This window comes from Dethiosulfovibrio faecalis (genome assembly GCF_021568795.1).
Lineage (GTDB): Bacteria > Synergistota > Synergistia > Synergistales > Dethiosulfovibrionaceae > Dethiosulfovibrio > Dethiosulfovibrio faecalis.
Genome location: NZ_JAKGUE010000023.1, coordinates 1 through 23,389, shown reverse-complemented (window position 1 = coordinate 23,389; position 23,389 = coordinate 1). Strand labels below are relative to the sequence as shown.

Genomic DNA, 23,389 nt, shown 5'->3' with positions numbered 1-23,389 from the left:
CCCCCCTAATGCAGTAAAACGTCCACGGAAATGAGGATCATCCCGGCCAGCGAGAGAGCCCCAACCTGAGCCCAGTAAAAATTGGATGCCTGCCATATCTTCAGACGTCCGAAAGCGGTCCTAAGGAAGGTAACGCCGAAAACCTCTACGAGAAAGACCTTTACCCAGAACCAGGGAAAATCGATTATGGCCATCGGCACTCCGGAAAGGCCTATAGACTTACCCAAGGAGAAGGGAAAGAACAGGCTTACGACCAATGCAGATATGGCGGCTCCTCTTAGGTTGAAACCTATATGAAGCAGAGCCAGGTTTACCCCGGAATACTCCACCGTGACACCTTCCAGTATCTCCGTCTTGGCCTCCGGTATATCCATGAGACCTTTACCGGTCTCTCCCGGTATAACCGTGAGAATAGCTACGAACAGACATAGCAACCCGAGAAAACCTGCCTTGCCCACCACGGACCAGACAGATGTCGCTACATAGGTCTCCAGGGAGAAGGGATGTCCCGGCATCCCCAGCTTATAGGCGAACCAAGCCAGGGTAGAAACGACTATCGCCAGTGGGACCTCGTAGCTCATCATGAGAATCATCTCTCTCTGAGCTCCTACGTTAGCTATTGGAGAACCGCTGGCGAAACCTCCTACCGCCACGGCTACCCCAGAAAGACTGAGCAGGTAGAGGATCAGTATGAGATCGCCGCTGCCGTTGAGCACCGGGGGAAGAGAGCCCATCGGGATGTACATGAAGACCATCATGCTGGCTATCATCGCCACCCAGGGACCGCCGTGGAAGAAAACCGGGGTCGCCCAACGTGGAACGACATTCTCCTTGCCCAAAAGCTTGAGTATGTCGTATACGGGCTGAAGCAGAGGTGGGCCTATACGACGCTGCATGACTGCGTGAAGCTTTCTGTCCACTCCCTCGAAAAGCACCGCGAAAACGGTTATGAGAAGCATCAGGGCGATCCCCGCAATCACCCGCATAACAAGACCGAGTATCATGCTCCCATCAGCCTCCTCGTCTTATCAGTCTTCTCTCGGCAGAGCTTCAGCAGGTCGGCCTTGGTCACTACGGACTTCGTGCCTGAGCTCGTGTCGGAAAGGACCATCCTCTCCATACAGGAGATACAGGGATCGATGCTGTTGATTATCAACGGAGCATCGGCCAGCTCGTTATCCTTGAACATCAGAGGCCAGGACACGGCGTTGCTGTAGGTAGGGGCCCTCACCTTCCACCACTGAACGTTTTCCTGCTGGGCTTTCAAACCGACCGCGTGGGTATCGTCACCTCTGGGGGCCTCGATACAACCGTATCCGACGCCTTCCGCCTTTTTGAGAACGGTGAGAAGCTTGTTGACCTTGGGCTCAAAGGTTATAGGTCCCTCGGGAAGACCTTCCATTATTTTCTCGAGGATATCCAGCGACTGAAGGACCTCGTAAACCCTAACGAGGAAGCGATCGTAGACGTCACCATGCACCTCACCGGTGTAATCCTGAGGCACGACCGGCTCGACGTGGATATCGCAGTAAGCATCGTATGGCGCGGACCAACGGACGTCGGCCCGGACTCCGCTACCTCGGGAGGTAGGCCCCAAAGCGCAGTATTTTATCGCCTGCTCGGTGGTAAGAACCCCGACATCTCTGAGACGGGCCTTTACCACCGGATCGTTTATCGCCGCCTCATAGAAGGAGGCGAACTCGTTTCTGTAGTAATGGATCATATCCATTACCGTTCTCTCCACCGCCGGAGTAACATCCCAACGGACTCCGCCCACGGTGGTGACGGCATAGTTTACCCTGTTCCCCGAAAGGGCCTCGAGAACGTCCATGACCTTCTCTCTCAACATCATCCCTAGATGGAAGGCGCTGTCGAAACCGATGGTGTAACAGGCCACCCCGGACCAGAGGATGTGAGAGTGAATTCTCTCCAGCTCGAGAACCATGGACCTTATGTACTGGGCTCTGATAGGAACCTCTATCTGGGCGGCATCCTCCACGGCCTTAACAAAAGCTATAGCGTGGCTGAAGGAACAGATACCGCAGACCCTCTCGGCCAGGTATATCACCTGTATCGGGTTTCTCTCCCTTGCCATGAACTCCACCCCTCGGTGGATGGCTCCTGGACGAATTACCGCGTCTTTTATGTGCTCTCCCTCGATATCCAGCCACGCGGTGATGGGTTCCTTCAACCCTACGTGAACCGGACCGATGGGAAGTTTGTAGGTTTTAGTCTCGCTCATAGTAGCCCTCCTAGGAGAGATCCTCTACCAGGCCTTCGCCCGGAGCCGTCTCGTCCCTGCGCCATGGGAATACTTCCCTGTTCCAATCATCGGGCAAGAAGACGAGGGCCTTGTTGGGAAGACCGATGTGGTCCACACCGAACATCTCCTGAATCTCCCTCTCGCTGTACTCGACCCCCGGAATACGGCTGAAAAGCGAATCCACGGTGAGATCGTCTTTCGGCACATGGACGCACACGGTGACGTGAAGGCTGACGCCTCTCTCTACGGCTCTGTAAAGGTCGAAGTGATAGTAAAGGGAGATATGATCGCCATCGTCGTCTCCGGAGACCACGTGAAAGTTCGGAAAATCGAATTTTCCTAGCTCGTCGACGAAATCCAGAAGGCGAGTCTTGCCGATGGTCATCCATAGATGGTTACTGGTGACCTCACCGGAGCTTCCCTCGGAAAAATCCCTCAGATCCACGTAGGACAGGTCGTCTCCGAAAACACCTTGAAGATGCTCCGCCAGCTCCTGTGGAGTTTTTACAACCTTTTCTCTGTCTATGAAGCAGTCCATAGGATCAAGCACCAGCCTTTCTGAGCTCCGCCCTCTTGGCCTCCAGCTTCAAGACCGCCTTGGCAGCTCCCTCTATAATGGCCTCCGGTCTGGGAGGACAACCGTGGACGTAAACATCCACCGGTATGATCCTGTCCACCGGCCCTACCAGGTTGTAGGACTTGAAGTAGACGTCTCCGGAACAGGCACAGTTTCCGACAGCTATGACTACCTTCGGATCGGGTATCTGAGCGTATATGCGCTCCAGCTTCTCCTTCATGAAACGGGTCACAGGACCGGTAACCAAAAGGACGTCGGCGTGACGAGGCGTCCCGGTAAGCTTCATGCCGAAACGCTCTATATCGTACCTGGGCGATACCGTGGAGACTATCTCTATATCGCACCCGTTACAGGATCCCGTGTTGGTAGAGAAAACCCACAGGGACTTCGGCAAAACCTGCAGCATAGTATCCAGCTTCATTTAAGTCCCTCCTATAGGATGATCAGGACCATCAACAGGGCCGTGGTGACGAGAAACCAACCGACGTAGGTCACCGTCTGACCTGAATGGAAGGCCACCAGCTTGTCGTAATAGGGTTTCAGAGCCTTCCGGAACCCCCAGTAGGAAGAGCTGGCCGGAACCGTTATCTCCTCCGAATCGGGAAGTTCGTTTCCGGAAAAATAGATCTGGTCCTGCTCGGTTCCCTTCTTGTAGTCCTGACGTCCTTGAGAACGAAGCCAGGTGGTCATGGCTCCTGCCAGTATGAAGAACAGTAGCCAGCTACCGAAATCCCAATAGCCAAAACCGGTGAAAAGACTTCCGAACATCAGATTCCACCTCCCAAGACGGCGCCGATATAGGCTCCTTTATCCACCAACGCAGTAGCGGCGGGCTCCACCAGATGGGAGACTACCCAGGTCGGGAAAAGAGACAGTCCCAGTATTACGACGGTTAAAACGGCCATGCCCAGCACCATCGACGCGGGTACCTCTTTGACCTTCGAGAACTCCTTCTTCTCCGGCCCGAGGAACGCCGTCTGGAACACCTTTACGAAACTGGCCAGGGTGAGAATAGAGGTTACCAAAGCCACCACGGACAGAGCGGGATGAACCGCAAAGGACGATTCGTAGATCAACAGCTTCGAGACGAAACCGTTGAAAGGAGGTATTCCGGAGATCGCTGCAGCAGCGATCACGAACATGAAGGTCGTAAAGGGCATTCTCTTGGCCAGACCACCCATCTTGTCCAGATCCCTGGTTCCCGTCACGTAGTAGAGAGCACCGGCAACCAGAAAGAGCAAGCCCTTGTAGGTCACGTAGTTGACCATGTGGAAGATGCCGCCCTTCATCGAGGTCATGCCGAAATCGGCCATCTGTCGGGGATCGCCCATAGCGAGAAGCCCCACTCCGAAAGCCATGAGCATATATCCCACCTGGGAGACCGAATGGAACCCCATCAGTCTCTTGACCTCGTGCTGGACCACCGCCATGGAGACGCCGAAGAACATGGAGATCATTCCCAATGTTATAAGGGCCCAGGGCACAACGTCCCCTACTATGGCGGATCCGAAGACGGAAAAGACTATCCTGCAAAGCCCCACCAGGGAGGCCTGGCTCACCACGACGAGAAGAACCGTGACCGACGCAGGAGCCTCTGCGTAGGCGTCGGGCATCCACATATGCATGGGGAAAGCCCCGCACTTCATGGCCAAGGCCGTTATCATGAACACGAGAGCCACCTTCTCCGCCAAGCCGAACTGGATAACCTTGCCGACCGCCGCCATGTTCAGCAGGTTATACCTGCCATAAAGGAAACCGATGGCCAGCAACACCATCATGGCAGCGACCTGAGAGACCAGCATATACTTGAAGGACGCTTCTATCGATTCCGGTCTGTCCCTCCAATAGGCGATCAGTCCGAACGAGGAGACCGAGGCTATCTCGAGAAACACGAAAAAGTTGAACAGGTCTCCGGTGAGTATCAGCCCGAGCATACCAGCGGTAAGCAGGAAATACAGGGCGGAATACCAGACCTTTCCGGAAAACCTATCGAGAAAACGAAGGCCGAACAGCACCCCCGCCAGGGAGGCGAAACAACCTATGACGGCGATGAAAGAGTTGAACGAGTCAACCTCCAGAATTATCCTAACAGGATAAGCCATCCCGGAGGGCAAGGTAAGGTTCCAGGCCTTGCCGCCCATGACGTAGACCGCCGTGCCCTCGGTCGCCACGTATTGAAGCAGACAGAAAGAGAGGACGAGAAGAACCGAGGAGATCAGAACCGACCAGATCGCCCTGGCCCTACGGCCGCCTAAAGCTACTATCGGGGTCGAGAAAGCCCCGAAAAGGGGAACCGCCAGCATGAGAGCGGGCAGATGTACAGACCAACTCATCCTCTCAACCTCCTGATCTCTCTGACATCCAGGGTACCGTAATGACGATAGAGCATTACTATCAGAGACAGCATCAAAGCCGACGTCGCCAAAGCTATAACTATGGCGGTCAGGGTCAGAGCCTGCGGAGTGGGCAAAACGTAGACATCGACGGGACCGGGCAAGAACTTGACCGGTATGTCTCCCTTAAGCCTGTATCCCAACACCACCAGGAACATATTGGCGGCAGACTCCATCACGCCTACCCCTATGGCGATCTTGAAAAGGTTGTTCTCCGCGATGATAGCGATAAGCCCCATCAGGAAAAGCAGACCTACCACGACAAAAGGCAGGTTAGCCATCATGACCAGTCTCCTTTCGAGAATCGGCAAAATCGTGCAGGACGATACCGCGGAACATGGACAGAATGATCACGGTAAGTCCACCGGCGACCTCGATACCGACGGCGATATCCATCACACCGATCGTACCGGAGAAGGGGATCAGCCCGTGGGCCATCGTCTTCGCCACATCGTGCGGAACCGCCAGGAAGTTGTAGAAGAAAGCTCCCTCGGGAATGCCTCTAAGCCCGAAACCGATGAACATCATCAACCCGACGAAGAGCATTATCCAGTAAATGGAGGTCTTAACCCACTCCAAGACCCTGTCCCCTCCGTGAGCGACCAGGAGAAGGGCCATGAAGGAACCTACGATAGCTCCTCCCTGGAAACCTCCGCCGGGGGTCACGTCACCGTGGATGATGACATAGACACCGAAAATTATAAGGAACCAGGCGAAGAGGTCACAGACCGTACGGGCGACTAGAGAAAGAGGTTTACGCATTTACTTCCTCCCCTTTCTAAAAAGCATCACCACGGAACAAAGAGCCGTAAAAAGCACCGCCGATTCTCCGAGGGTGTCGAAACCACGATAGTCGAACACGATGGAGGTCACGACGTTCTCGGAAGATCTCTCCTCCATGGCATGATCCAGAAAATACTCGTCCATAGCCACGTCCCCGGGAACACCGAAAGGATGAACCGCATCCAGGCCGGAGAGAAGAACCCCGCCCAGGACCAGGGTGGCGGCAATAAATAGGGCCTTCAACTTCATCTACGTCCCCTCCTGTCCTTACGGAGACGACCGACTCCGAACAGGGCGATCACGAAAATCGCCGTATCCAGTGCGGCACCTATGCTGGCCTCGGCAATGGCCACATCGGGAGCCTGGAGAATGTAGAACTCCAAGGCCATTAGAAGGCTGAAAGCCCCCAGACTTACGACCGAATATAGAAGATCTCTGAACCACACGGCGTAAAAACCGGTCACCAGGAGCAAGATAAGATTGAAGACGTGAAATGAAGTCATCGTCTAAATCCCTCCTTGAGAAGCCTCTCGTCCCTCTCGGCCAAACTGTCTATCACCGCGTTTTTCGGGAAAGCCTTGCTTCTGTGAGCAGCCCTCGCCAAAACGTGAGCTCCCGTAGCGTTGCTTATAAGCAACGCTGCAACAACTATCACGGTGTGCAAAGCCAGGACGGAAAAACGGACCTCTCCCGTCTGGAATCGGCGGATAATGGCGTAGAGTATCACGCCGAGGGAGAGAGATATGGTCCCGAACGTCGTGCACTTGGTGGAACCGTGCATCCTCGTGTAGACATCGGGAAAACGGAAGAGAGATACGGTTCCCAGGGTGTTGACCAACATCCCCAGCAGAAGGAACAGCACGGAAAATACGTAGATCATGCTATTTTCTCCCCTCCTCTATATAACGGGCTATAAACATAGTGCTCACGAAGGACAAAGCCGCATAGACTATCGCTACGTCCACCATGACTACAGATTCGAAATGAGCCGCCAGAAGAATCATGATACCTATGACCAGGGTATTCATGGCGTCCAGGGCCACCGCTCTATCTGCCCCGGTAGGCCCCATTATCAACCTTCCGGCCATGATAAGGACCAGAAGGGTCAGGAACCCCGCAGCCAACGCGAAAAAACCGATCATGGTCACTGAGCCACCTTTCTCGCCCATTCTCCGAAGGAGCCGTATACCGCCTCACCGGAGGGATGAGGGTCGGTCACATTGATCCAATGAACGTAGAAAACCCCGCTGTCGTCCTCGACATCCACCGTTAGGGTTCCGGGAGTAAGGGTTATGGCGTTGGCCAGAAGAGTCTTGGCCATCTCGCCGTGAAGCCCGGTATCGACCTCGACTATGCCGGGGTTGATCTTTCCCGTCACGATACGGATAGCTACGTCGATGTTCGCCTTGATGAGAGCCCAAAGAAACGGGCCGAAAAGAAAGTAGAGAAAACCTGCCCACCTAACCGGATTGAGACCAGCCAGACCAAAATGCCTGGCGTTGCTTCGGCTTCGGACCGATACGGCTACCACCGCAGCGAGTACCAGACCGATTCCTATCTCAACCGGAGGGATACCTTCCCCAGACCAGACCAGCAAAAGGTACATGAGGAAGGAGAGGACGAACACAAACACATACAACACCCCCTCAAAAGACTTGTCTTGCATTCTGTCGACCTTCCGTATTTTTTATACAGCCCGGACGACAAATTGTAAAAAATGTTATGTACTTCACAAAACTTTCTGCCCCCTTGAGACCGCTCTACCACTCCCTTCGATCCATAAAAGCTACCGCCATCTATTCATACAGTTCAGGCAGAGCCACGAATCGCCACCTTCGTCCGAGACGATGGGGCCGTCGTAGACGGCTCTTTTCTCCTCCACCGCCCGGGCCAGATCAAAGGTCAAATAACCTCTGTATATAGGTAACACTCTGCTTCCTCCGCAGGAAGGACACCTGATACCATCCATGCAATCACACCTCCGACAAAAAAACCTGTAGACATTATACATGGAACAGTAACATCCTCCCAGTGGATACGGCAAAAAAAATCCCGGTCCGAGGACCGGGAAAGGGGACGAAATATTGTATCTTTACCTCTCAAAACCCAAATTCAGAGCTTTCAGATTGTCGTCCCTGAACCTCTCGGGAGACAGATCTGCCACAGCCGACTCCATATCCTCCATGGAGAGACCGGAGGAATCGGACGCCACCAAAGCCCCCAATATCATCACGTTGAGGAAGAGAAACCGGCCTCTCATCCTCTCTCTGAGGATTCCATATCCGTCGACCGGCAGAACCTTTATGTCCTTATCCCGAAGATATTCTCCCATTGCCCCGGCCTCGAACCTGGCTGGGTCGTCGCAGTTCACGATAAGAGTTCCACCCGGCCGGAGAAACGACACGTTTCTTATTGCCTCGTCTGTATCGAAAGCCAGGACGACGTCGGCGTCTCCGACTTGCACCAAAGGCCCGAAATGGTCCCCCGACTTGAAATGGCTTATGACCGAGCCTCCCCTTTGGGACATGCCGTGGACCTCGCTGCCTACGACTTTCTCGCCCCGCCTCAGGGCGATCTCTCCAAGCACCTTGCTGGAAAACAGAATGCCCTGTCCTCCGACTCCCACGATGACTATCCGCATTATCTGTCCCCTCCTTCCGGAACTATCGCGCCCTTGGGACACACAGCTACGCATACGCCGCAGTTGACGCAATAGCGATCGTCCACCATCGCCTTTCCGGTTGCCTGGTCCCAGACCAGGCCGGGACAGTTGAAATCCCTTATACAAAGACCACATCCTATGCATGCAGACGGATCCACCTTCACAGGACGATACTCAGGCTTGACCTTGAGCATGGTTATACAGGGGTGACGGAACACTATAACCGCTGGCTCACGGTTGGAGGAAGCGTGTTCCCAGGCCTTTTCGATAGTCTTTTTGTTCTTTTCTATATCGTAGGGATCCAGGACGGAAAGCCATTTCACGCCACATCCCTTGACCGCTTCCTCTATGGATACAGATACCCCTTCCTCGCCGGAACGCATTTTATCTCCCGTTCCAGGATGATCCTGTCCTCCGGTCATGGCCGTTATGCGGTTGTCCAATATGACCAGAACGAAGGCGTGACGATTGTAAACTGCCGTGGCCAGACCGGTCATTCCACTGTGAAAGAACGTGGAGTCGCCGAGGGTGGCGAATATGGGACGATCCGTCCCCTTGCCGTCGGCCTTAAAGGCCAGATATATGCCCGATGCGGCAGTGACCGATCCTCCCATACAGATGTTGGTATCCACCGCATTCTGGGCTATGGCTAGGCCGTAGCATCCTATATCGCTTGCTACAACCGCATCGGGGAAGACCTTCCTTATCGAAAAATAAGCCGGACGGTGAGAGCATCCGGGACAGAGTCTGGGACGCCTCTTCTCCGGAGAAAGCTCCTCCTCTATTTTATTAAAAACCTCGCGGTCCGAAAGATCCTCCTCGACCCCGAGGGCCCTGAGAAGAAGCGACTCTACGACCTCCGGAACCAACTCTCCGGTCTTAGGAACCCAACCGTTCCATCTTCCCATGACGGCGGTCCTGTTCGGGATCTGTCCCTCGACAACCGGTTGAGTCTCCTCCAGGATCAAAACTCGGTCGTGTCTGTCGACGAAGTCCTCCACCAGGTTCACCGGCAGAGGCACAGGAGTGCCTATCTTCAGTATGGAGACGTCTTTCCGTCCCAGCCGATTGAGTATATCCCTGACAACCGAGTAGGATATGCCGCAGGCTATGACCCCCAACTTGGCGGGCTCTTCAGAGGGAACCTCGAAGTTATAGCGGTCCATAGCTCCGAATTCCCCGCGAATCGCCTCGAAACGATCGGAATGATCGTCGAGAAAACCGTGTATGACCGCCGGCATGACTATCCTCTTGCCGGCGGGTTTACGATCGAAAACGGCGTCCTTCTGGGAAACCACGTCGTCCATAATCTCCACGTCCTGCCGACAGTGGTCCACCCTTACGGTGGGTCTGAGCATGGCCATGACCCCGTATCTATCGGCCAGATCGAATGCGTCCGCAACCATGGCCTTCGCCTCCCTCGCGTCGGAAGGGTCAAAACAGGGTATTTTAGCCGCTGCGGCATAGGCCCTGCTGTCCTGATCGTCCTGAGATGCGTGACATCCCGGATCATCGGACACCACGACCAACAGACCTCCGTCCAGCTTCTGATGGGCCACGCTCATGAAGGGATCTGCTGCCACGTTCAATCCGACCTGCTTCATCACGGCACAGCTTCTCTTTCCGGCATAACAGGCCCCTATGGCCATCTCCAGGGCAACCTTCTCGTTGGCCCCCCACTCCACCTGGGTATTGGTTCCCATCTCGTCGGAGTATGCCGCTATGGCAGGCAATATCTCCGACGAAGGAGTTCCGGGATAGGCCGTGGCGACGGCGCACCCCGACTCCACAACCCCTCTGGCTATCGCCTCGTTTCCGAGCAATATTCTTCTCTCTGACATGAAGTTATTTCCCCCTTCGGCAATTCATGGGTCAATCTTCTTTCCTGACCTCTCTTATGTAGGAATAAATCGTGTATTTCGTCTTACCGGTCTCCTGAGCCAGGGTCTCGACCGCCCCCTTCAAAAGAAAAAAGCCTCCCTCGTCCAGGTCCTTAACCGCCTCGAGACACTCCTGTTTAGAGCATAGGTGCAGCGGTTTTCCAACCCTTCCTCTGAGCACCCTCAGGTTACGCTCCAGAAGATCCTCGAACTTACCCTGAGGACCATCCACGTCGAACTCGGAATAAGCCGCCGAGGGATCCACCGCCACCAAAAAATCGACCATTCCCTTGACCATCTCCGCCTTGGTCATGTCGTAGTTGACGCACATATATCCCACGATCTCTCCAGTATCGTCCTTAAGATAAAAGGTGTTCGAACGTATCCGCTTGCCGTCCTTCGATCGGGTGAGATAGTTGACCACGTAGTCCCGATCCTGTTCCTCGGCGGACTTCAGGACATAGAGGGCGAAATCCCTCAGAGGCGAACCTACGGACCTGCCCGTGACGTGGCCGTTCTCTATGGCCACGACCGAGTGATCCGGATCGGAGACATCGTGCAGTACCACCTCGTAATCGGGGCCCAAAGCCAAGGCGAGCCCCTTTACCATGGGCAACATGGATCTCAATATCGGATGCAGCTTTTCCACAGAGACTCCCCCTCACACTTTTGACGCCACATCAAAAACGTGGCACGTCATCTTTATACAAAAAAATTGATATTCCGTCAATCCTTTGATATGCTTTATCGGAATTGGAGCACACAAAAGAGATCACAGGGGGTAAGAGGATGACAGGGGATATGAGGAAAGCCCTTAAATACAGATGGGCCGTATGGGGAGCCATGGTACTGGCCTATATGGTGGTGTTCTTTCACCGTCTCGCCGCTGGAGTTGTCAGAGCGAACGTCACGGAAACCTTCGATCTCTCTTCCACAGCCTTCGGAAACATGGCATCGGCCTATTTTTACGCATACATGCTCATGCAGATCCCGGTGGGACTCATGGCCGATTCCCTGGGAGCCAGGGTAACCGTGTCGGTCGGAATGATGCTGGCGGGAACCGGATCGGTACTCTTCGGCACAGCGTCCAGCTACGGCCTGCTGCTGATAGGAAGATTTTTGGTCGGAGTAGGAGTGTCCACCGTATTCGTCTCGATCCTGAAGATCCAATCCCAGTGGTTCAGGGAAAGGGAGTTCGGAACGATGTCAGGACTGACCTCTCTGGTCGGTAACCTGGGAGGGGTGCTGGCCCAGGCCCCATTGGCTATACTGGTCGGTCTGGTCAGCTGGAGAGCCTCTTTCGTGACCATAGGCGTGGCCACCTTCGGCATAGCCGCTCTCTGCTGGATCGTGATACGAAATACCCCACAGGAGAAGGGCTTCCCCGCCATAGACGAGTCGAACGACATCGGAGAAGACGTCGTGCCAATTCCTCTTATGAGCACACTTAAGGAATCCGCTTCGGACTGGCGCATATGGCCGGTGTTCGTGTTCTTCGGATGCTACAGCGGAGTTTATCTGGCTCTTTCCGGAACCTGGGGAACCCCTTATTTACAGGATGTATACGGGATGACGGTTCAGCAGGCATCCTCCATGGTTTCCTTTGCCGTTTACGGTACGATCGTCGGAGGAATAACCGCCGGTTCCATTTCGGACAGGATAGGAAAGAGAAAGCTGCCACTGGTCTTGATGAACGTCTTGGCGACCGCGACCTGGTTGGCAATAGTGGTACTGTGGCAGGGCAAACCGCCGGTATGGGCAATAAGGCCCCTTTTCTTCATGGTGGGATTCTCCGCCACGTCCTACGTCATATCCTGGGCCATAGTCAAGGAGATAAACAGACCCCAATCGACCGGAGTAGCTATAGCCCTGGTCAACACCGGGGCTTTTCTGGGAAGTGCTGTCATAACCACAGTGATGGGAATGATGCTGGAAAACATGTCGCATCTCACCTCTCAAGAAAAATTCACCGCCGCTCTTGGCGTATGTCTAGGAGCGACCATCCTGGGCCTGATATGCTCGCTGGTCTTCCCTGAGACCAACTGCAAAAACGTATCTAAAAGCCCGCAGGACGATATTGCTTTATAATTAAGTTTGACATAATAAAGAATGAGGCTATACTGATCCTCGGCAGCCGGCTGCACATCCTTATGGAGGTGCATAAAAATGAAGAATATATCTCTAAAGCCTATAGGGGAAATAGTAACTTCCGAGGATTATTTCGCAATTCACTTGAACCCAATGTTCAGAAACGGCCTGAACGGTCTGAACGGATTCAGTCATGTTATTCTGCTGTATTTTTTCCATATGGTCGAACCGGAGAAGAATGACGTTCCCATTGAGGATAGGCTTGTATGTACAAAGCCCTACAGGAAGGGCCCCGAACGAATGGGAGTCTTCGCAACCAGGACCCCTCTAAGGCCCAATCGCATAGGGCTGAGTTCTGCAAAAATCATCGATATCGACCAAAAGGAGGGAATCCTGACAGTAGACTATATCGACGCATTCTCCGGAAGCCCCTTACTGGATATAAAGCCCTACTCCCCCAGTCTAGACGCAATAGAAAATCCTAAAGTCCCCGAATGGTGCTCTCATTGGCCTAGCACCAGAGAAGAATCAGCGTTCTTTAACTGGGACGAGGAAATGTAGCTCCTTAGAAGCGAAGAATACAAAGAGAGACGGCAGATCGTGTTTTGCCACGATCTGCCGTCTTTTTATCTCTCTATGAAGGGACCTTTTTCTTTACCCGTAATATGCACTATTTCCATCTCTAAAACCTCTACCTTGTCCAGGAGGGCTCTGGGACGGGGGATATCCACACCTTGGCGACAATAGTGTGCCGCCAACACGGACAGAGCGTGTCTTTTCCTATCCTCTTCGTCGTCGGGAATCACCGAGATCTCCCCGAATCCCACCACGCTCCGGTAGAGAAGGTCAAGCCCCGACCTCTTCTTGGGCGCAGGAACTGGAAGGACATCGACCTCGACGCAAAAAGAAGCCCTCGGATTTTTCTTTATTATATCGATCTTCTTGCCTTCCTTGGCGGAGTGAAAATACATATGACCCGGCTCGTATCCAAAGGTTATCGGCAGCACGTAGGGCCACTCTCCGTCGAAAAGAGCCAGATGACAGACCTGAGCACGATCCAAGATTGAATCTATACGATCTTGATCCGTAACCTCTCTATCCTTTCGTCTCATAGGACGATGCAGCATGGAACGATCCCTCCCCTATAGAATATCGAGTTTCCCTAAAAACAACTACATACCCAGAGAAGACGACAAGAGCCACCCCGAGTACATCATGGATGCGGCGAGAAGACCGGCTCCTTCGAACCTGTTTATCCTGCCCTTTCCTCTAAATCCGTAACATATTACGAAGAGAGAAAGGGTCAAGACCCCCATGACGGCCATGTCCCTGGATAAAATCTCCGGGGGCACGTCCATCGGGCAGATCGTCCCGGCAAGGCCAACCACAGCTAAGGTGTTGAAAAGGTTGGATCCCAAGACGTTCCCCAAAGCCATTTCGTGCTCACCTCTCCTGCATGCCATGATGGAAGAAGCCAGCTCGGGCAGAGAAGTTCCTAGAGCCACCACGGTAAGACCGATAATCAGATCGCTGACACCCATACGATGGGCGATGTCGACGGCCCCCCAGACCGTAAACTTGGAGGACATGACCAAAACGACCAAACCGACAAGCAAATCGAAGGAGTCTCTGCGGTTAGTTCTGTCCGAAGCATTAGGCAACGAATCGTTTTCTGATTTTACGCTATTTTCTCTGCCATCCACAATCCCCCAGGTCAGGATAACAGCAAAGAAGAGGAGAAGGACCGCTCCGTCCAGCCGGGAAAGCCTGCCGTCGTAAAGCTGAAAGGCTGCCAGCAACGTAACGACGGATAAGACCGGAAGCTCTTTCCGCAATACCCCTCCGCTTACTGCTATAGGCGAGATGACCGCTGTAACTCCCAAGATAACCGCTATGTTGGCTATATTGGAGCCGTAAGCGTTGCCTAGAGCGATACCGGGATTCCCCTGGAAAGCGGATAACACGGAGACGACCATCTCGGGAGCGGATGTCCCGAAACCCATTATCACCATGCCTATCAGCATGGGAGACATTCCGGACTTCTTAGCAGACGAGGCTGCCCCCTCTACAAAACGATCGGCGCTCCATACCAGGAGCGCCAGCCCGAAAACGACGACAGAAACCGATAGGACCATGATTTCACACAACACACCTTTCGATAGGACAGACAAATCTCAAAAACATCATCGTAAGGATACCACAAAAGCAAAAAAGTTTAGTCCTTTGCTATTCTTTTATTCAAAAGCCTGGCATATACCTTCTCCATCGACCTTCCGAACTCCTCCATGCCGTACTTCCGGGCAAACGCCTCGGCGTTTTCCGATATCCTCTTGCTGAGATCGGGATTCTCTATCAAAGTCCTAATTCTGTCGGACCAGGAAACCTTATCCAGAAGGGTTTTATAACCGTTGATTCCATCCCTGATAAAATCGTCCACGCCGCTTGACCTGACCGCCACCACCGGCAATCCCATGGTCAAAGCCTCCAGCACCACCATACCCTGGGTCTCCGAACAGGAAGCAAAGACAAATAGATCGCCCAAACCATAGTAAACCGGAATATTCTCAGGAGACACAGCTCCTACCAGAACCACCGTATCGTCCAATCGAAGGTCGGATATAGCGGCTTCTACCTCTTCTCTATCAGGGCCATCCCCCACTATGAGAAATTTGAAAGATACATCGCACTTATCCCGAAGCGACGCTATAGCCTCCAGCATAAAAAGGATGTTCTTCTCCTTGCTCAACCTGGAGACCGTTATCAATATTTTTTTCTCTCCCAATCCCAGTTTGTCCCTAAGATCTTCCACCTGATCTCGACACACCCTGGAAAAAAGCTCCCTGTCTATACCGGTAGGAAGCACGAAAAGAGGTCGCCGAACTCCTATCATACGAAGATAATACTCCGCAGATTCGGTAGGTACCACCACTCCATCGCATTTATTGCAGAAATGCCGCACCATGGCGTGAGAGAGAAAATTACGAAACAACGCCCCCGGAATGGGAACAGCGTGATCGAAACGATCCAGTCTGGTGTGATAGGTATAGACCACCGGAACACCCATCCGTCCGGCCAGAAACAACCCGACGGAGCCAAGCCAATAGGGATGATGAACGTGGATTATATCGGGTTTGAAATCCGAGACTGAGCGGTATATACGAGGAAAAAAGATGTTGGAGACCGCCACCCCGAAAACCCTGAATCCTCTGAGGATAGGGGGAACGCCCAGAACCCCTTCTTCGTCCTTTCCGCCTCCGGGAGCTACGACGATCACCCGATGTCCCAGAGAGATCAAAACCCGTCTCAGCCTGTCCACCGACACGGGAACTCCGCCGATGAAAGGGAAAAATGTATTGGTGAACATGGCGACCCCTATAGATCTATTCAACGTCGGATCGGAGGGACTATCGAAATCAGGATAGTAATTTTTCTCGACGAATACCACCGAATAAAGCCATATCGCCACGGCTGCACACATACATACCATCAAAAGAAAGTTGACGTATCCGACGTAGAAAAGTGAATGAACGAAAAACCAAATGCTCTCCAAGGTCCGAAAGAGCGGATGTTGTCCGATATTCAGCCTTATCGGCTCTATCAAGACATCGTCCTCATCCACCCTCACCTGCACATAATGGTAGAAGCTGAGATCATCGTTCAAGACCAACCCACCCGAGCCTCCGGTTATTACGTACTTGACCCCATCGCAGAAGGTCTCGTCGAAAAAGGGCAGATTGGCTGAAAAAACGACATCGACACCGAAACGGGAGAACATGGAGACCAGTTTTCGCCCCACGTCCTGATCCAAAAAGGATTTGCTCGAAACCCCGACAAGCCCTACTGTATTTACCGGTATGGGAGGTCGTCCCACGAAAACGAAAACATGCTCTTCCGAGGATCCGGCCATCAGATCCTCAAACCATCTAAACTGCCAATCCCACGAGGTCTTCCCGGTCCCATCCAGAAAAACGAACCTGCTGTCTCCTGCCACGAAGGTGAACAGGTACGGACCGTAGTGTTCGTAAAACCGACCACCTCCGAAAGCACTCTCCTCGTCCTCCCCGAAAGTGAGCATATAGGGTATGTCCAGCTTCTCCATGGTGCTGTGAAGAGCCCTGTACTTGTCCTCTCCTCCACCGCTGACCGCGTTTCCGGCGGAGACCACGAAATCCGTTTCGCTCGAGTTAAGGAGAGGAACGATCTTTTTCTCGAAAATTCCGATCGAATTCTTCACGTTCCCAACGACGGTAAAGGAAAAACGGGACCTCCCCTTTAAACGCCTCTCTATTCTTTCCATCTGAACGGCGTGAACCGCTCCGTAATCCTCCTCCACAAAATTGAGATACAGCTTATACCCCACCAAAAAAATAATTATCACGACGTTGATATAGAAGAGGATCTTGAGCTCTCTGGATCTACGCATCGCAACGTCTCCGACCGAAAAAATCGGTCAACGTGAAAATGAAGCCTATTCCCATTCCCAAATATATGGTCAGAAAACGCCAGATAACTATCACCGAGACCAACTCGGACGAGGGGATCGACGACAGGAAAAAAAGGCCGAATAGCCCCTCGGCAAAACCAGCACCACCAGGGGTAGGCGAAAAGTACATTATAAAAGTCGTCAAGATCAAGAGACCTACTGAAAATAGATAAGGCACGGGATAACCGGTCCCCCGAAGAAGAAAAAAGGGAAAGGAGAAGAGGGCCATTAGAAAAACGGCCGTACATAACACGGACAGAAGGATATCGGCACCTCCTCTGCTACAGCGTCTGATACCCCTGGAGAAACGCACGATCTCCTTTACCGCCTTGGATCTCCAGGAAACGGCCCTGGCTCTGTCGATCACCTTGGCTCGACAGAGCCAATTAAGCCCCCTATGCAGGACGAATATCATCCAGTTTCTCTTGAGCAGAGCCAGGCAGAACAGAGACAGATAGATGATCCCCAAAGATGCGAAAACTAAGGACAGAATCCACCCTCCGGAGGAAGTCGAAAAGGGGTGCAAAAAGAGGAGCAGAAAAGGAGATACCCCGAATATACAGGCAGTGGCGAGGAAGGTTCTCAAGGTCGTAGCCGCCGTCGCAGTGCCTAGGGGTACACCGAATCTCCGAAGATACCATATCTGGGCAAAACCTCCACCGGTAGCCATCGGGGTTATATTCGAGAAAAAGATGTTTACAAAAACGAGCTTGACCAACCCCCAAAAGGGGATTTTATGTCCCATCGATCGAAGCACATAGTAAAGTCTTAAGCCGTCGCAACAAAAATAGACGACCAAAAGCCCTAGCAGATAAAGCACAGTGTGAAGGGACAGAAAACCGTAATCCACGTGAAAATAGCCATCCAGACTTTGGGAAAGGAATACCGGGACTAGAACGCTCAAAGAGACGAAAAGCAAAGCGAATAAAACAAGACGAATCCGCCCTATTCGTTCTATCACATTGGTGGGAAAATCCTTACGATCCGAGGCCACCATACCATCGCTCCCTTCACTTTCGGACACATCATACCAGATCCACAGGACTCCACACAGAGGGAACACTTGACCTCATAAGGCCGAAGAGATAAACTATAAAATAGTTACTTTTGATCCACAAAATAAACTACAGGAGGGTCTTGTTATGGACACACAGAAGAGAAAACGCTCTTCATTCCCACACGTATTCGTCATACTCCTATCCATAATGGTAGTAGCCATGGTGACAACCTGGTTCGTCCCAGCCGGAGAGTTCAGCAGGCAGTTGGACCCGAAAAGCAATAGGACCGTAATAGTACCGGACAGTTTTCACTCGGTTGAACAGGCACCGGTCGATCCATTCCAGATGTTCGTAGCCGTCCAGAAAGGCATGACCCAGGCGGGGTCGATAGTATTCTTCATCTTTATCGTATTTTCCTCCATTTACGTGGTGATGTCGACAGGAGCCATAGACGCCTTCATAGCCTGGATGGTCCGCAAGACACGGTCCAACCCAGCTTCGGCCAACATCACATTCGGAGTCCTCATGGCCGTGTTCATGATATGGGGATCCACCGGAACCCTGTCCTACGAGGAGATGATCGCCTTCGTCCCCATCTTCGCCAGCCTAGCCTTGGCTTTGGGATACGACCCCATAGTGGGATTGGCTGTATCGTTCGTCTCCGTCGGCATAGGATTCGCCTCAGCCACGGTAAACCCATTCACCATCGGGGTGGCACAGACCATATCGGAACTTCCCCTCTTCTCAGGGCTGGCCTACAGACTGTTGATACTGGCCGTTATGGGAAGCATAACCATAGCTTGGACCCTCAGATATGCCGCAAAGGTCAAGGCAGACCCATCCAAGAGTGTGGTAAGCGACCTTGACTTCGAAGACTTGGCGTTCGACGAAGAAAAGGTGAACCTTCAGTTCACGAAAACCCACAAAACCGTCCTAATGCTTTTTTTGATCACCATACTGATCGCAGGATTCGGACTCCTTAAGCTTCACTGGTATATCAACCAGCTGGCTGGGCTGTTCCTCATCATGGGTATTCTGGTAGGCATAGCGGACAGGAAGGCACCCAGCCGCATCGCCGAACTTTTCGTTGAAGGGATGAGCAAGGGAGTCCTCTCCGCGATGGTGGTGGGAGTGGCACGGGGTATCCTGGTCGTATTATCGGAAGGCAAAATCGTGGATTCCATAATAAACGGAATGGCAAATCTTCTGGGTCAGGGCTCGGCCTATCTGAGCTCCGTCGGGATGCTGCTATTCCAGACTCTGATGAACTTTCTCATTCCGTCCGGATCGGGACAGGCGGCCACTACCATGCCTATAATGGCGCCTCTGGCCGATCTGTTGGAGGTTAAAAGACAGGTGGCAGTGCTGGCCTTTCAGTTCGGAGACGGATTCTCCAACCTGCTTTGGCCAACAGGCTTCATCCTGATCGGTTGCATTCTCGCTAAGGTTCCTCTCAGCCGTTATCTGCGTTGGTTCCTTCCCCTCTTCGCCGTGCTCTTCGTAGTTCAGGTTCTATTCCTCTGGGGAGCTATCGCCATAGGTTACGGCCCGTTCTAAGCACATAGGATCGATACGATGACCGATGAATCGAAAAGGGATATTCTGCGTCTATTGGGGGAAATAGCACCGATATCGCAAAAATTGGCCCTGGACCTGTGGAAAAATCCCGAGCTGGGCCTTGAGGAGAGATACGCCGCCGACAGATACCAGGAAATTCTTACCCTTGAGGGATTTCAGATCCGAAGAGGGATCGGCGACCTGGACACAGCCATATCGGCTAGTTGGGGCTCCGGCTCCCCATGTATAGGATTTCTGGGAGAATACGACGCTCTGCCTGGCATAGCCGAAGACGGCGGCCCGGGGCACGGATGCGGACACAACCTCCTCGGAGCCGCCTCTCTAGGATCCGCTATGGCTCTAAAGAGACATATGGAAAGGCTAAATCTGTCCGGAACGGTGGTCTTCTACGGCTGCCCCGCCGAGGAAAACAACGGCGGGAAGGTCTATATGGCAAGAGACGGCTGCTTCTCCGAGCTGGACGCCGCCCTGACCTGGCATCCCTCTGACGTAAACGCCGTATGGGAGGCGGGAACCCTCGCCCTGAACGCCTGTAACTTCGTCTTCAAAGGGGTCACCTCTCATGCTGCCCAATCCCCGGAGGCGGGCAGAAGCGCCCTGGACGGAGCCATACTGATGGACGTAGGGGTCAACTACCTGAGGGAACACATGATCCAGGAGGCACGGATCCACAGCGTTATAACCTCTGGCGGCAAGACTCCCAACGTGGTCCCAGCCGAGGCAACTATATGCTACTACGTCAGAGCCCCCAGGCGAGACCAGGTGGAGCCTCTTTTCGAAAGGGTGGTCAACTGCGCCAAGGGAGCAGCTCTTATGACCGACACGACCTTCGAGATCGATATGATCGACGGACTTTACGACTACCTATCCAACCCGGTGTTAAACGAGGTCGCGTCAAAGATAATGTCGGAACTTGGAGGACCGAGCTTCGACGAGGTCGATCGAGAGAAGGCAGCTAAGCTGCAATCCAGCCTATCGGAGAAAACGGTAAAAGAGGCGTTCAAAAAATACGGAGCCACCTCAGACTTTCTGGGTCGGGAGCTAAGCGATGTCTATCTTCCAGGAGGAGGCCCCATGGCAAGGGGAAAGACCATGGCGGGATCGACCGACGTGGGAGACGTATCCCACATCGTACCCACCCTTCAGATAACGACCTGTGCCATGCCCATAGGGACCTCTCTACACTCCTGGCAAAGCAACGAATCCTTCGGTAGCACCGTCGGATTGAAGGGCATGAACTTCGCCTCCGAAGTACTTACTCTGACCGCTTTGGAGCTTTTAAGGGACACATCGCTGTTGAAAAAGGCAAAAGACGCCTTCGAAAGGGACACAGATGGAGAGCTTTACGAGAGCCCTTTGATTCCCGGAGCTAGACCGAAGATAAGATAAAGACGGACGCGTTATAAAAATGGCCGGAGCAATGCTTATATTCGCTCCGGCCGTTGATGTTTAATCATAATACAGTAGCCGTCGGGATCTGCGACGATCCCGACGGCTACGAAATGGCTAATGGTGGAGGCGCGGACCACAGAATACTCCCTAATTGCAAGAGGTTACATAGTTTGGAGACACCTTGGAGACAAAAACATGCCTAAACGGCTACTTTTCCAAAACACTAGACGACGTACCCCCGCCTATCGCTTTGTTTCCCTTTCCAGCCATTTTAGCAGAAGCTCCTGACCGAAGTCTAGAATCTGTCCGGCACTGTATCCGGCCATGGCCACGACGGCGGAAGTCAGCCAGGCATTGAGCCCGATCCCGCGGCAGAAACATTGAACGACCACCCCGGCGAATCCCGCCGTTATCATTCCGCCTATAAATTCGCCCCATGAGAACGGCTCGGATCTGTGGAGCCTCACATATCGAACGAAGGATCCCACCATAGCCATGAGTGCGGCGGGGAATATGATCCCCGCCAGTTTTCTGAGGGCTTCAACGTAGTCGTGCATGGTCCCTCCTTCACTTTATCTCGTCTATCAACCCGGCCACCCTTCGACGTACCCAACCCCACAGAAACTTTCGTTGGCTGGAGTCTCCCTCGACGATCTTCACATAAAACCTGGTCCGCATCGCAAGAACACTCATTGATAGAGCCTCGGGCGAATTGCCGTCCAGAGCCTTTTTCAAGGTTTTTAGGGTGTTAGGACCTATGACCCCGTCGACGCTAAGGTCCGCATCAGCCACGAGGTTCAGGGTCTTCTGCAGCAGCCGTCCAGCTCCCCCCACCCCGTGGTTAACGGCACAGTCGAAGAGTATCAGGTCCAGAGGTTCGGACAAGAGGTCCCCTTTTACGGGGTCCCAGTAATCGGCCCAATAAATGAGGGTAGCGTCAGCCATCGATAGAGATCGTATATCCCTATGGGAGACTATCTTTCTGTCGTATGCCGATCTCAAGGTCCTTTCCGTTATGCCGTAATTGGTCCGCCCTCCCCTGTCGTCCGGATCGTCCGCATATCCGCCCTCGAAACCCAACACCACGGAGAGGACTTCAGAGAACCTGTCCGTCACTTTGTCCCTCTCCCCTCCCATGGCAAAGGGCCCGCTATATCCAATATGTCCCTGCCATGGGTCGCCAGTTCCTCTATCCTGTCCAGTCCCCAGTCGTGACCGAGGCGCTCGTTGAGCTTGTCGACGGCATAGTCCACCAGTCCTCGGATTATGGGGCCATCGAAGGGCTCCAGAAACCAGGGAAGGACTATGAGACCGTCCAGGTATTCCACGACGGCGTCTCTCTTGTCCTTTGACTGAAGTCCCGAGATCTCGTCCTTCACCTGCGAGGTGGCCAACTCGGCGAACACGACTATACGACCGACGAAGTCGACCACATTCGATAGGTTCTCCCTTACCTTCTTGAGACTGTTCCACTCGGACAGTTCGTTCATCCGCTCTTTCAGATACTTAGCGTCGGCCACCAGAGTGCTCAGGGCTTCCTTGATCTTTTCGACGTTACTCTGCATATTCGTGCCTCCTTATCTCAATAAAAAAAGGGAGACCACCTATCGGTAATCTCCCTTCGCCTTCGTCCTGCTTTCGCTTTCGACTGCTCCCTACTCATTGGTCCATGTGATCGCCTCCAGCTCATCCGCCGTGGTGGCGGCATCGACGAGGCCCACAAGTTCGGCCTCTCGATCGAACGACGCTTGGACGTGATCCCTCACGGCGTCGGCAACGGCGATGATCTGAGCCGCCGACACGGTCACGAATCCCTGGACCGTCTTCCAGCGGCAGAAGTACTCTGCATCCGACGTGGCCTTGAGCGCCGCACCGGTGATCATCGCCTGACTCTCTCGATCGGTACGGATCGTCACTGTCGCATCACCCATGGAGACGTCCACGCCACCGGTCTCGGAGATGTAACGGGCCGTGGCGAGTTCCGACAGCTTTCGAGCCTTGCGCTCCTCGAACGTCGGGACATAAGGTTCCGGCGGTAAAAACGCCTCCGGATGTTCTGCTTGATATGTATCAAACTCTGCGGGTGTGTAATGATTCCCTGCGAATATAATTGATTCTATCATGATATTATCTCCTTATCTGAAACCCCTGGATAGACTGGCGGGGAGAGTGGACATGAGGACGGGGAGGGGAACAATCTGCCTACGAGTTATGCGGTTCTCCACTAATTCAAATTCAGTCCAGGCTCCCCCAATAGGGGACATTTGGACACTGATAGCCAACGTATCCCAG

At 53.2% G+C, this 23,389-nt stretch carries 29 protein-coding genes; 4 read left to right on the top strand and 25 right to left on the bottom strand.

Translation table 11 applies throughout. The annotated features are described in order from the left end of the window. Positions 1 to 5: 5 nt before the first annotated feature. From L2W58_RS12115 to L2W58_RS12035, 17 genes are all read right to left on the bottom strand, one after another. On the bottom strand, positions 6 to 1,004 hold the full coding sequence (locus L2W58_RS12115) for a respiratory chain complex I subunit 1 family protein (RefSeq protein ID WP_236103676.1): 999 nt from the start codon (positions 1,002 to 1,004) through the stop codon (positions 6 to 8). Continuing rightward, the gene (locus tag L2W58_RS12110) at positions 1,001 to 2,242 is read right to left on the bottom strand and encodes a hydrogenase large subunit (protein ID WP_236103675.1); all 1,242 of its coding nucleotides are present in this window, start codon (positions 2,240 to 2,242) and stop codon (positions 1,001 to 1,003) included. Before L2W58_RS12110 ends, L2W58_RS12115 begins: the two co-directional genes overlap by 4 nt. Before the next feature lie 10 nt (positions 2,243 to 2,252). Further along, positions 2,253 to 2,813, bottom strand: a complete 561-nt coding sequence (locus L2W58_RS12105) for an NADH-quinone oxidoreductase subunit C (RefSeq protein WP_236103674.1) — start codon at positions 2,811 to 2,813, stop codon at positions 2,253 to 2,255. Further along, positions 2,806 to 3,261: an NADH-quinone oxidoreductase subunit B family protein gene (locus L2W58_RS12100; RefSeq protein WP_005662525.1), complete on the bottom strand. Its 456-nt coding sequence runs from the start codon at positions 3,259 to 3,261 to the stop codon at positions 2,806 to 2,808. The genes L2W58_RS12105 and L2W58_RS12100 overlap by 8 nt, the downstream gene beginning before the upstream one ends. 11 nt (positions 3,262 to 3,272) lie before the next feature. Then, positions 3,273 to 3,608, bottom strand: a complete 336-nt coding sequence (gene mbhI / locus L2W58_RS12095) for a membrane-bound hydrogenase complex subunit MbhI (RefSeq protein ID WP_236098606.1) — start codon at positions 3,606 to 3,608, stop codon at positions 3,273 to 3,275. Then, positions 3,608 to 5,173 (bottom strand): proton-conducting transporter transmembrane domain-containing protein, encoded by a 1,566-nt coding sequence (locus L2W58_RS12090; RefSeq protein ID WP_236103673.1) that lies wholly within the window; start codon positions 5,171 to 5,173, stop codon positions 3,608 to 3,610. The genes mbhI and L2W58_RS12090 overlap by 1 nt, the downstream gene beginning before the upstream one ends. Beyond that, on the bottom strand, positions 5,170 to 5,517 hold the full coding sequence (locus tag L2W58_RS12085) for a sodium:proton antiporter (RefSeq protein ID WP_040382680.1): 348 nt from the start codon (positions 5,515 to 5,517) through the stop codon (positions 5,170 to 5,172). The genes L2W58_RS12090 and L2W58_RS12085 overlap by 4 nt, the downstream gene beginning before the upstream one ends. Next, positions 5,507 to 5,995, bottom strand: a complete 489-nt coding sequence (locus L2W58_RS12080) for an MnhB domain-containing protein (protein ID WP_005662531.1) — start codon at positions 5,993 to 5,995, stop codon at positions 5,507 to 5,509. The genes L2W58_RS12085 and L2W58_RS12080 overlap by 11 nt, the downstream gene beginning before the upstream one ends. Then, positions 5,996 to 6,265: a hydrogen gas-evolving membrane-bound hydrogenase subunit E gene (gene mbhE, locus L2W58_RS12075; RefSeq protein ID WP_236103672.1), complete on the bottom strand. Its 270-nt coding sequence runs from the start codon at positions 6,263 to 6,265 to the stop codon at positions 5,996 to 5,998. It abuts the gene before it with no gap. After that, positions 6,262 to 6,519 (bottom strand): hydrogenase subunit MbhD domain-containing protein, encoded by a 258-nt coding sequence (locus tag L2W58_RS12070; protein ID WP_236103671.1) that lies wholly within the window; start codon positions 6,517 to 6,519, stop codon positions 6,262 to 6,264. Before L2W58_RS12070 ends, mbhE begins: the two co-directional genes overlap by 4 nt. After that, on the bottom strand, positions 6,516 to 6,896 hold the full coding sequence (gene mnhG, locus L2W58_RS12065) for a monovalent cation/H(+) antiporter subunit G (protein WP_236103670.1): 381 nt from the start codon (positions 6,894 to 6,896) through the stop codon (positions 6,516 to 6,518). Before mnhG ends, L2W58_RS12070 begins: the two co-directional genes overlap by 4 nt. A 1-nt stretch (position 6,897) precedes the next feature. Beyond that, positions 6,898 to 7,158, bottom strand: coding sequence for a monovalent cation/H+ antiporter complex subunit F (locus L2W58_RS12060; protein WP_236103669.1), 261 nt, complete (start codon positions 7,156 to 7,158; stop codon positions 6,898 to 6,900). Between the two features lie 2 nt (positions 7,159 to 7,160). Beyond that, positions 7,161 to 7,649 carry a Na+/H+ antiporter subunit E gene (locus L2W58_RS12055; protein ID WP_050771339.1) on the bottom strand — a complete coding sequence of 163 codons (489 nt, stop codon included), beginning with the start codon at positions 7,647 to 7,649 and terminating at the stop codon, positions 7,161 to 7,163. A 153-nt stretch (positions 7,650 to 7,802) separates the two neighbouring features. After that, positions 7,803 to 7,985: a hypothetical protein gene (locus L2W58_RS12050; protein ID WP_236103668.1), complete on the bottom strand. Its 183-nt coding sequence runs from the start codon at positions 7,983 to 7,985 to the stop codon at positions 7,803 to 7,805. 123 nt (positions 7,986 to 8,108) lie between these two features. Then, a complete protein-coding gene (locus tag L2W58_RS12045) occupies positions 8,109 to 8,657 on the bottom strand; it encodes a 2-oxoacid:acceptor oxidoreductase family protein (RefSeq protein WP_236103667.1) in 549 nt (182 codons plus the stop codon). Beyond that, positions 8,657 to 10,519: a thiamine pyrophosphate-dependent enzyme gene (locus L2W58_RS12040; protein ID WP_236103666.1), complete on the bottom strand. Its 1,863-nt coding sequence runs from the start codon at positions 10,517 to 10,519 to the stop codon at positions 8,657 to 8,659. The genes L2W58_RS12045 and L2W58_RS12040 overlap by 1 nt, the downstream gene beginning before the upstream one ends. 31 nt (positions 10,520 to 10,550) lie before the next feature. Then, on the bottom strand, positions 10,551 to 11,207 hold the full coding sequence (locus L2W58_RS12035; RefSeq protein ID WP_236103665.1) for a helix-turn-helix transcriptional regulator: 657 nt from the start codon (positions 11,205 to 11,207) through the stop codon (positions 10,551 to 10,553). Between the two features lie 140 nt (positions 11,208 to 11,347). Between L2W58_RS12035 and L2W58_RS12030 the strand changes: the two genes are divergently transcribed. Then, a complete protein-coding gene (locus L2W58_RS12030; RefSeq protein WP_236103664.1) occupies positions 11,348 to 12,646 on the top strand; it encodes an MFS transporter in 1,299 nt (432 codons plus the stop codon). A gap of 78 nt (positions 12,647 to 12,724) precedes the next feature. Further along, positions 12,725 to 13,207, top strand: a complete 483-nt coding sequence (locus L2W58_RS12025; RefSeq protein ID WP_236103663.1) for an SAM-dependent methyltransferase — start codon at positions 12,725 to 12,727, stop codon at positions 13,205 to 13,207. A gap of 65 nt (positions 13,208 to 13,272) precedes the next feature. Here L2W58_RS12025 and L2W58_RS12020 read toward each other — a convergent pair whose 3' ends face one another. From L2W58_RS12020 to L2W58_RS12005, 4 genes are all read right to left on the bottom strand, one after another. Then, positions 13,273 to 13,773, bottom strand: coding sequence for a pyridoxamine 5'-phosphate oxidase family protein (locus tag L2W58_RS12020; protein WP_236103662.1), 501 nt, complete (start codon positions 13,771 to 13,773; stop codon positions 13,273 to 13,275). A gap of 45 nt (positions 13,774 to 13,818) precedes the next feature. Beyond that, on the bottom strand, positions 13,819 to 14,781 hold the full coding sequence (locus tag L2W58_RS12015; RefSeq protein ID WP_236103661.1) for a calcium/sodium antiporter: 963 nt from the start codon (positions 14,779 to 14,781) through the stop codon (positions 13,819 to 13,821). An 80-nt stretch (positions 14,782 to 14,861) separates the two neighbouring features. Further along, a complete protein-coding gene (locus L2W58_RS12010) occupies positions 14,862 to 17,069 on the bottom strand; it encodes a glycosyltransferase (protein WP_236103660.1) in 2,208 nt (735 codons plus the stop codon). Next, a complete protein-coding gene (locus L2W58_RS12005) occupies positions 17,062 to 18,090 on the bottom strand; it encodes a lysylphosphatidylglycerol synthase transmembrane domain-containing protein (RefSeq protein ID WP_236103659.1) in 1,029 nt (342 codons plus the stop codon). The genes L2W58_RS12010 and L2W58_RS12005 overlap by 8 nt, the downstream gene beginning before the upstream one ends. A gap of 181 nt (positions 18,091 to 18,271) precedes the next feature. On the opposite strand from L2W58_RS12005, the gene L2W58_RS12000 reads away from it, so the two are divergent. Both L2W58_RS12000 and L2W58_RS11995 read left to right on the top strand, forming a co-directional pair. Next, positions 18,272 to 19,684 (top strand): YfcC family protein, encoded by a 1,413-nt coding sequence (locus L2W58_RS12000; protein WP_236103658.1) that lies wholly within the window; start codon positions 18,272 to 18,274, stop codon positions 19,682 to 19,684. A gap of 18 nt (positions 19,685 to 19,702) precedes the next feature. After that, entirely contained in the window at positions 19,703 to 21,094 is a 1,392-nt protein-coding gene (locus L2W58_RS11995) for an amidohydrolase (RefSeq protein ID WP_236103657.1), read from the top strand. A 245-nt stretch (positions 21,095 to 21,339) separates the two neighbouring features. On the opposite strand, the gene L2W58_RS11990 is transcribed toward L2W58_RS11995, so the two are convergent. The 4 genes from L2W58_RS11990 to L2W58_RS11975 all read right to left on the bottom strand — a co-directional run bounded on the left by L2W58_RS11990 (position 21,340) and on the right by L2W58_RS11975 (position 23,220). Beyond that, entirely contained in the window at positions 21,340 to 21,654 is a 315-nt protein-coding gene (locus L2W58_RS11990) for a phage holin family protein (protein ID WP_236103656.1), read from the bottom strand. A gap of 10 nt (positions 21,655 to 21,664) precedes the next feature. Beyond that, positions 21,665 to 22,213, bottom strand: coding sequence for a glycoside hydrolase family 108 protein (locus L2W58_RS11985; RefSeq protein WP_236103655.1), 549 nt, complete (start codon positions 22,211 to 22,213; stop codon positions 21,665 to 21,667). After that, positions 22,210 to 22,662: a hypothetical protein gene (locus L2W58_RS11980; RefSeq protein WP_236103654.1), complete on the bottom strand. Its 453-nt coding sequence runs from the start codon at positions 22,660 to 22,662 to the stop codon at positions 22,210 to 22,212. The genes L2W58_RS11985 and L2W58_RS11980 overlap by 4 nt, the downstream gene beginning before the upstream one ends. 90 nt (positions 22,663 to 22,752) lie before the next feature. Further along, complete coding sequence (locus L2W58_RS11975) at positions 22,753 to 23,220, bottom strand: DUF4376 domain-containing protein (RefSeq protein ID WP_236103653.1); 468 nt, start codon at positions 23,218 to 23,220, stop codon at positions 22,753 to 22,755. Between the last annotated feature and the right edge of the window lie 169 nt (positions 23,221 to 23,389).

What these genes read in the sequence shown, in the direction of transcription:
- L2W58_RS12050 (WP_236103668.1), bottom strand. Translation starts at nt 7,985, where the DNA reads ATGGATGGTATCAGGTGTCCTTCCTGCGGAGGAAGCAGAGTGTTACCT.
- L2W58_RS11995 (WP_236103657.1), top strand. Translation starts at nt 19,703, where the DNA reads ATGACCGATGAATCGAAAAGGGATATTCTGCGTCTATTGGGGGAAATA.
- mnhG (WP_236103670.1), bottom strand. Translation starts at nt 6,896, where the DNA reads ATGATCTACGTATTTTCCGTGCTGTTCCTTCTGCTGGGGATGTTGGTC.
- L2W58_RS12010 (WP_236103660.1), bottom strand. Translation starts at nt 17,069, where the DNA reads ATGCGTAGATCCAGAGAGCTCAAGATCCTCTTCTATATCAACGTCGTG.
- L2W58_RS12100 (WP_005662525.1), bottom strand. Translation starts at nt 3,261, where the DNA reads ATGAAGCTGGATACTATGCTGCAGGTTTTGCCGAAGTCCCTGTGGGTT.
- L2W58_RS12015 (WP_236103661.1), bottom strand. Translation starts at nt 14,781, where the DNA reads ATGGTCCTATCGGTTTCTGTCGTCGTTTTCGGGCTGGCGCTCCTGGTA.
- L2W58_RS12085 (WP_040382680.1), bottom strand. Translation starts at nt 5,517, where the DNA reads ATGATGGCTAACCTGCCTTTTGTCGTGGTAGGTCTGCTTTTCCTGATG.
- L2W58_RS12045 (WP_236103667.1), bottom strand. Translation starts at nt 8,657, where the DNA reads ATGCGGATAGTCATCGTGGGAGTCGGAGGACAGGGCATTCTGTTTTCC.
- L2W58_RS12025 (WP_236103663.1), top strand. Translation starts at nt 12,725, where the DNA reads ATGAAGAATATATCTCTAAAGCCTATAGGGGAAATAGTAACTTCCGAG.
- mbhE (WP_236103672.1), bottom strand. Translation starts at nt 6,265, where the DNA reads ATGAAGTTGAAGGCCCTATTTATTGCCGCCACCCTGGTCCTGGGCGGG.
- L2W58_RS12115 (WP_236103676.1), bottom strand. Translation starts at nt 1,004, where the DNA reads ATGATACTCGGTCTTGTTATGCGGGTGATTGCGGGGATCGCCCTGATG.
- L2W58_RS12030 (WP_236103664.1), top strand. Translation starts at nt 11,348, where the DNA reads ATGACAGGGGATATGAGGAAAGCCCTTAAATACAGATGGGCCGTATGG.
- L2W58_RS12090 (WP_236103673.1), bottom strand. Translation starts at nt 5,173, where the DNA reads ATGAGTTGGTCTGTACATCTGCCCGCTCTCATGCTGGCGGTTCCCCTT.
- L2W58_RS12020 (WP_236103662.1), bottom strand. Translation starts at nt 13,773, where the DNA reads ATGCTGCATCGTCCTATGAGACGAAAGGATAGAGAGGTTACGGATCAA.
- L2W58_RS12040 (WP_236103666.1), bottom strand. Translation starts at nt 10,519, where the DNA reads ATGTCAGAGAGAAGAATATTGCTCGGAAACGAGGCGATAGCCAGAGGG.
- mbhI (WP_236098606.1), bottom strand. Translation starts at nt 3,608, where the DNA reads ATGTTCGGAAGTCTTTTCACCGGTTTTGGCTATTGGGATTTCGGTAGC.
- L2W58_RS12000 (WP_236103658.1), top strand. Translation starts at nt 18,272, where the DNA reads ATGGACACACAGAAGAGAAAACGCTCTTCATTCCCACACGTATTCGTC.
- L2W58_RS12070 (WP_236103671.1), bottom strand. Translation starts at nt 6,519, where the DNA reads ATGACTTCATTTCACGTCTTCAATCTTATCTTGCTCCTGGTGACCGGT.
- L2W58_RS11990 (WP_236103656.1), bottom strand. Translation starts at nt 21,654, where the DNA reads ATGCACGACTACGTTGAAGCCCTCAGAAAACTGGCGGGGATCATATTC.
- L2W58_RS12060 (WP_236103669.1), bottom strand. Translation starts at nt 7,158, where the DNA reads ATGATCGGTTTTTTCGCGTTGGCTGCGGGGTTCCTGACCCTTCTGGTC.
- L2W58_RS11975 (WP_236103653.1), bottom strand. Translation starts at nt 23,220, where the DNA reads ATGATAGAATCAATTATATTCGCAGGGAATCATTACACACCCGCAGAG.
- L2W58_RS12110 (WP_236103675.1), bottom strand. Translation starts at nt 2,242, where the DNA reads ATGAGCGAGACTAAAACCTACAAACTTCCCATCGGTCCGGTTCACGTA.
- L2W58_RS11980 (WP_236103654.1), bottom strand. Translation starts at nt 22,662, where the DNA reads ATGCAGAGTAACGTCGAAAAGATCAAGGAAGCCCTGAGCACTCTGGTG.
- L2W58_RS12080 (WP_005662531.1), bottom strand. Translation starts at nt 5,995, where the DNA reads ATGCGTAAACCTCTTTCTCTAGTCGCCCGTACGGTCTGTGACCTCTTC.